Annotated in this window: 4 protein-coding genes; 1 reads left to right on the top strand and 3 read right to left on the bottom strand. The window is 40.5% G+C overall.

All coding sequences use genetic code 11. The annotated features are described in order from the left end of the window. The 3 genes from bchH to RRG12_RS41145 form a co-directional block, all read right to left on the bottom strand. On the bottom strand, positions 1-3,227 hold a 3,227-nt coding region (gene bchH, locus RRG12_RS41155), incomplete at its 3' end, for a magnesium chelatase subunit H (RefSeq protein ID WP_420763162.1). A gap of 87 nt (positions 3,228-3,314) precedes the next feature. Then, on the bottom strand, positions 3,315-3,914 hold the full coding sequence (locus RRG12_RS41150) for a hypothetical protein (RefSeq protein WP_420761357.1): 600 nt from the start codon (positions 3,912-3,914) through the stop codon (positions 3,315-3,317). A gap of 14 nt (positions 3,915-3,928) precedes the next feature. After that, positions 3,929-5,083: an L-histidine N(alpha)-methyltransferase gene (locus tag RRG12_RS41145; protein ID WP_069071658.1), complete on the bottom strand. Its 1,155-nt coding sequence runs from the start codon at positions 5,081-5,083 to the stop codon at positions 3,929-3,931. A 655-nt stretch (positions 5,084-5,738) separates the two neighbouring features. On the opposite strand from RRG12_RS41145, the gene RRG12_RS41140 reads away from it, so the two are divergent. Further along, on the top strand, positions 5,739-5,943 hold a 205-nt coding region (locus tag RRG12_RS41140; RefSeq protein WP_420763161.1), incomplete at its 3' end, for an N-acetylmuramoyl-L-alanine amidase.

The raw sequence follows: 5,943 nt of genomic DNA, 5'->3' as shown, positions 1-5,943 counted from the left end.
GTGTTGGCGTAATATTCTTGAATATCCGTTAAACCATATTCTACCGAATCGATTTCTTGAACAATGCGATCGCTAGTTTTTAACAACGTATTCAAAACTTCTGGTCTAGCTTGACCTTTGTCTTCTCTCCCGTAGCTGAATACATTGCGACTTTGCCAAGTATTCCCCAACTCCTCACCAGATTCCCAGTTACCATCCACAACGCGATCGTTTACCAAAGAACCAAAATCACCCGCCGGGTTAGAAAACAATCTCGCTGATGCATTTTCCACACCTTGGGCTTTTAAAGCTAAAGCGTGTTTCCTAATAAAATTCTGATCTTCCGATTCATCAACATCAGTCGCCCGTTGAAATAAATCATCCAACAATTCGATGATATTTACAAAACTATCCCGGAAAATCCCAGATAAATTACCTAAAACATCAATGCGGGGATGGCCAACTTCCATCAACGGTTTCAATTCATAACGAACAATTCTGCCAGTTCCTTCCTTAATAGGTTCAGCCCCCACTAATTCCAGCAGAATCCCCAGAGATTCCCCCTTCGTTTTAATTGCATCTAATCCCCATAACATCACCGCCACCGTTTCTGGATATTTCCCATGTTCATCCAAATGCTGGGCGATAATTTTTTGAGCAATTTCTCGCCCCCGTTGGTATGCAGCAGGTGAAGGCATCCGATAAGGATCTAAAGCATGAATATTTCTCCCAGTTGGTAACACACCAGCCCCATCCCGCAATAAATCTCCACCAGGCGCAGGCGGAATATATTCTCCATTCAAACCCCTTAATAAATTCGTTAACTCATCCGTAGATTGCATCAACAAATTTCTTATTAGTCTTTCCTCTTCTTCTCTTTCTTCAGTTATTCCTTTCTCATCCCCAAAATAAGCCTCCAAATACGACCCTAATTCCTCTTCATTTGGTGCTTCTCCCAATGTATGCAACCCAGAAGAAAACAACCGATTTTCTAAAACTTGCAAATATTCATACAACTCCACCAAATAATCATCAAAAGCATGAGTGCTAAACATCCGAATATTTTCGGGAGTAAAGGCTATACCTAACTTTTTCGCATCTTCAAACGGACAATCTGCATCTAAACCAGAGTCCACAATTTTTTTACAAATCCCTTCTTTAAGCACATAATTCTTTTGCGGATCTTCCCGATACTCCGAGATTAAATCTCGCAATGACACCAATTCTTTATATAAACCTGCACGACCATAAGGCGGCACATTATGAGAAATTAATACACCATAACCGCGACGTTTTGCCAACATAGACTCAGAAGGATTATTTGCTGCATATATATATAGATTAGGCAAATTTCCTAACAGTATATCTGACCAAGAATAACCAGTATTACCCAAAGGAGAACCAGGCAACCATTCCACTGTTCCATGCATTCCAAAGTGAACTAGAGCATCAGCTTGAAACTCATTTTGCAGCCATTTATAATAAGCAACATATTGCGGATGGGGTGTTAAATCTCGTTCAAACATTAAGCGCATGGGGTCGCCTTGTATCCCCAAAGGTGGTTGTACACCTATCCACACATTTCCTAATTGCACACCGCCAATCTGAAATTCATCACTATAGGTTTTAATTCCAGTTCCCGTGAGAGATTTCCATTGTTTTTCGATGCGCGAGGTTTGCAGATATCCCAGCCATTTTTCTAATGTGCGGACGTTTACACTATTTGTAGAGTGGGCAATATGAGTATCATTATCTACACCCACAAGAGGATTAGCTTCATCCGCTTCTTTCACCCAGCGAATCAATTCTTCCCCATCTTCCGGTAAATCCCCCACGGTATAACCTTGTTCTTTGAGTGCGTGGAGAAACTTCAGCAAACTACGCGGCACATTTAATAATGCAGCTGTACCCACAGCGCCATAACCTGGAGGAAACCCATATAAAATTATCGCAATCTTGCGTTCTGATACAGGTTTTTGCCGCAAAGACACCCAAGTTTTCACCCTACCAATTAATCGCTGCACCCGTTCGGGAACCAGATAAATATTTTCGCCGACCAAACCACCGAGGGGAACGGTATCAATCGCCCCATCCAATTCTGGTAAAGCATACAACACCACACTTTGCAATCCGCCGACACCTTGGCGTGTCCACGAGGAAATATCTTGAATTAATAGTGGTGCTGCAACAATATAAGGAACATTCTTGGCTGTGAGGATGCGCTTTGCTACTTCCACCTGACGGCCTGCTTCCATTGAACCAGCCGGGCCACCCACCAGAGGAAAGCCAATTGTCGAAACGATCGCATCTACTTTTACTGCTTCACTAGAAAGTGAGGCTGTCTCTATATTACCTAGTTGTCGTTGCTGAATTTCATAGTCGGTTGTCATCAAATCTCGTACTGCTACGTGTCCTTCTACGCCGTTGATGAAGATGGGTAAAGGAGTTAAGCCGGCTTTTTCAAAACTGCGAATCAGTTGGGGAATGTAGGGTTGTTTGGTGATGACGTGTTTTCGGTAGAGTAAAATCCCAACAATCGGTTTTGTAGAGACGCGATGAATCGCGTCTCTACAATGGGTTTTATACCATTCCAAATAGTCGCGGGGCGATTCAAAAAATCCTTGATAGTCGGGATGGAGTAATCCGATGTTGGGGGTTTCGACTAGCGGGGGAATGTCGCCGACTTTTAAACCCAAGTATTTTTCTGCCAGTGTCCAGAATAATGAAGCGACGTTTTCTGGGCCGCCAGCATTCCAGTAACCATAGATAATTAACCAGTTGCGTAAGTCTTGGACTTTTTGCACTGGGACGTATTTCAGTAGCTTGGGGCCAATTTTTAAGAAGCTGATGTAACCAGCAAGTTTGTCTTCTTCTCGTCCGTTGCTAAATTTGTCGAGGATGAATTTAACTGGTTTGGGCATTCCTTTGGGTTTGTCGCCAATGGCAAAGTCCCCCAACTTGGTTAAACTCATCAATTCCAAGGCTGACTCAAAGACTAGGCGGATGGGAATTTGGGAAATGCGATCGCGCAACCACACAACCTGGTCATAATCAAATAGGAGGCTGCCGAAAAACACATCAGCGCCATCGAGTGCTGCTTCTACCTCAGTGCGTTTGTTGGTAAGATCGCGATCGCTAAATACCCGAATATCCAACTCCAGACAGCGAGAGTTAGCCAAAAAGGCTGCTTTTCTATACAAGTCAGCGTTGAACGATTCAAACCCAGCAACCAAGACGATGCGTTTCATGCCTGTAAGCTACGAAATATTTCTTTACTTAAATTTTAAACTTGCTTTCAGGCTGATTGTTAAATATCTACCCACAGATTCCGGTCATTAGTTCCTTGAAGGAGTTAAAACTTCACTATCACCAAAGCCTTTTAGATAGTTTGATTTCAAAAAAGTTGTGATGTGTTGAGTCAAATTCAGTGCTTCATTGAACTCTTTTGATTCCTGTAGTGCTTCGTATAGTGAACGAATTTCTTGTGGCGACAGGTTTGTGAATGTACGCAACTCGGTAATATCTAATCTCCGGTTAAACTCATTAGCAGTATGTCGCCATTGATGTATAAGCGCAAACAACTCTCTATCTTGACGTTCTGCAAAAACATTAGATGCTAGTGCTGTTTCGGTAACAGATATAATTAATCGCGGAAAGACTATTGGTCGTCCCGGCTTATGCGAGTTTGGGTTGAAGCGGCTATCAGATAAAATTACCTCATTTGATCTGCACTCATTCAGTAAAGCACGCAGAAATTCTATCCTCTTTTCGTTAGCTGATGCCCATCGTTCGCCAAAAATCCCAGTAATTGTTGCTAATAATCCCAAGCCTGTCAGTAGTGACTCAAAACTTCCTCCCTGAGTCCACCAGACGGCAGCTAGAATAAATCCTAGAAGTAAAGGGAAAAACGTGATAAAGGTTACTAAGTTTTTCATACTCATATCACATCTTACCGTTTAGACCATATACTATTTGCTACAGAAGAATTCTTGTTAATTCCTGAAGAGTCAGGGGCAACTAAGATTAAATCCATACCAAATCCATTCTTCAAACGTGGTTCCAATACTGTATGTAGCCTATCAACAAGCACTAGCTTACTGTCTGATATAGCTTTGTCGATACCATTAGAAGTATATTTCCGAGTTAGAAGCAAACGAATCGTATCTTGGTCTTCAAAATTCATTACTGACCGGTCAGGTAACACCACTTCAATTTTGTTTCCAGTGAGGTTACGATACAGGATTTTTATTAAAATTCCTCTATCAGTCTCTATAGAACCATCAAAAAATACACTATTCAAATCGATATGTAAATCAGTGTTTTGCAGCAATGCACTTGTGACAAACTCTTTAAAAGACCTAGTTTTAGCGTACTCTTTCGCTGCCTTTTGGGCTGCTTCTTCGCTTAAATCTTCAGTGGTTGCTACTTCTAGGAGTAGCCTATCCTCAGGTCGCATTAACTTAGAAAGACTTTCCAGCAGTTCTGTATCTCGTTGAAAATTAGCTAATGTGTTTCCCAATAGAGAAAATAGTACAGGACTATCATTGATGACTTTATCTAGTAGTTTTCGTAATTTGTCAACATTTCTCTCGATTGAAAAGTCAACTTGAATTGGCAGCACATGACTACCTTGCAATTGTGAACCTCGAATTGACCGTTGCACACCTAGCCTTAACATCTCCGAACTCATATCAACTGGAAAATAGAGTAAATCGGGATTTGAGTTGAGTAATAAACTTAAAATATTTTGGTCTTTTTCACCTGTGCCGACACCTAAACTTACATAATGATATTTCTGATCTCTGATATTATTAGAATGAATTTGATGCCATCGATATCTAAAAGACTCTATACTCTCTTTCATCACGAGATAGAATCGATCATTGCAAGCATGATCCCATGCGATCGTTGGGCCTATTCCCCAATAGGAAAAACCAGATAAAATCTCTTTTCCATCGCCTGTGGTGGAAAATTCGCCTCTCAATTCCTGCGTGAGTTCTGCAAGTTTGTTAGATTGATCTTCCCCTATAAAGCAGAGAGTCCACCCTAAACCGGGTTCATTGATGGAATTCTCCAGTAACTTCACAAAATTTAAAGATCCCATGTTGAGCCTCGTTTCTTGAGCAGTTTATCTGATTAATCTCCCGCAGATGTCTAGAAGCCATCAGGTATTAGTTAATACTGTAAAGCATTATGTGTTAAGCTGCTCAGGGTTAACAAAAAGCCTAGGGTAGAGTCTGTAAATACTTTACGACTTTATCAGCCCACGTTCACATCAAAGGGTGCGTTCGGTCTAGGGATTTGGGCATCGAACTACTACAGCACAGTGTAAACCTATGCACCATCTCAATTAACAAGACTTAGGACTTAATAAGGTGCTTAAGCCCTAAATAAAGTTCCGCCACAGTTTACTAGGTACATTTGTCATAGCTTTCTACTTTTATAAAGAGTTATTATCTGAATAATGGAGGCAATTACCGCATTGCAATTTATTGCAAAAATTAACTGGTTATTCCCGATATTGATAAATTATAATGGTTGTGTTTTTTGTGGCAATACACTTTGGATTAGTGAATTTCACACATAAAATTTGCTGTTCAGGTTCGCACAAAAACTTATTTTGTTTACTAGCGTAGTAATGCTGAAAATAATGCAGGTGTTGCTAACAAGTACTTCAACAAATTTATTAACAAAACTTTGTCTCTATAATTGTAAAAGTTTTGAACTAGCATAAAAATAAGTAAGTTGAGGATGAAATCATGAAAATTGGAATTGATAGTGGGCACAATTGTCCACCAGACACAGGAGCTAGAGGAATCAAAGTTGAGGATAATTTAACTCTAGATGTAGGTAATAGAGTTATTGCTAAGTTAAGAGCTTTAGGACATGAAGTCGTAGTATGTAAACCAAGTAGTGCTAGAACAGTCACGGAATCACTATCAAAAAGATGTTCTACAGCTAATG

Source organism: Nostoc sp. CALU 546, from assembly GCF_048836525.1.
The sequence above is the reverse complement of the archived record's forward strand: the minus strand, read 5'-3'. Positions and strand labels throughout refer to the sequence as shown.

What these genes read in the sequence shown, in the direction of transcription:
- RRG12_RS41150 (WP_420761357.1), bottom strand. Translation starts at nt 3,914, where the DNA reads ATGAAAAACTTAGTAACCTTTATCACGTTTTTCCCTTTACTTCTAGGA.
- RRG12_RS41145 (WP_069071658.1), bottom strand. Translation starts at nt 5,083, where the DNA reads ATGGGATCTTTAAATTTTGTGAAGTTACTGGAGAATTCCATCAATGAA.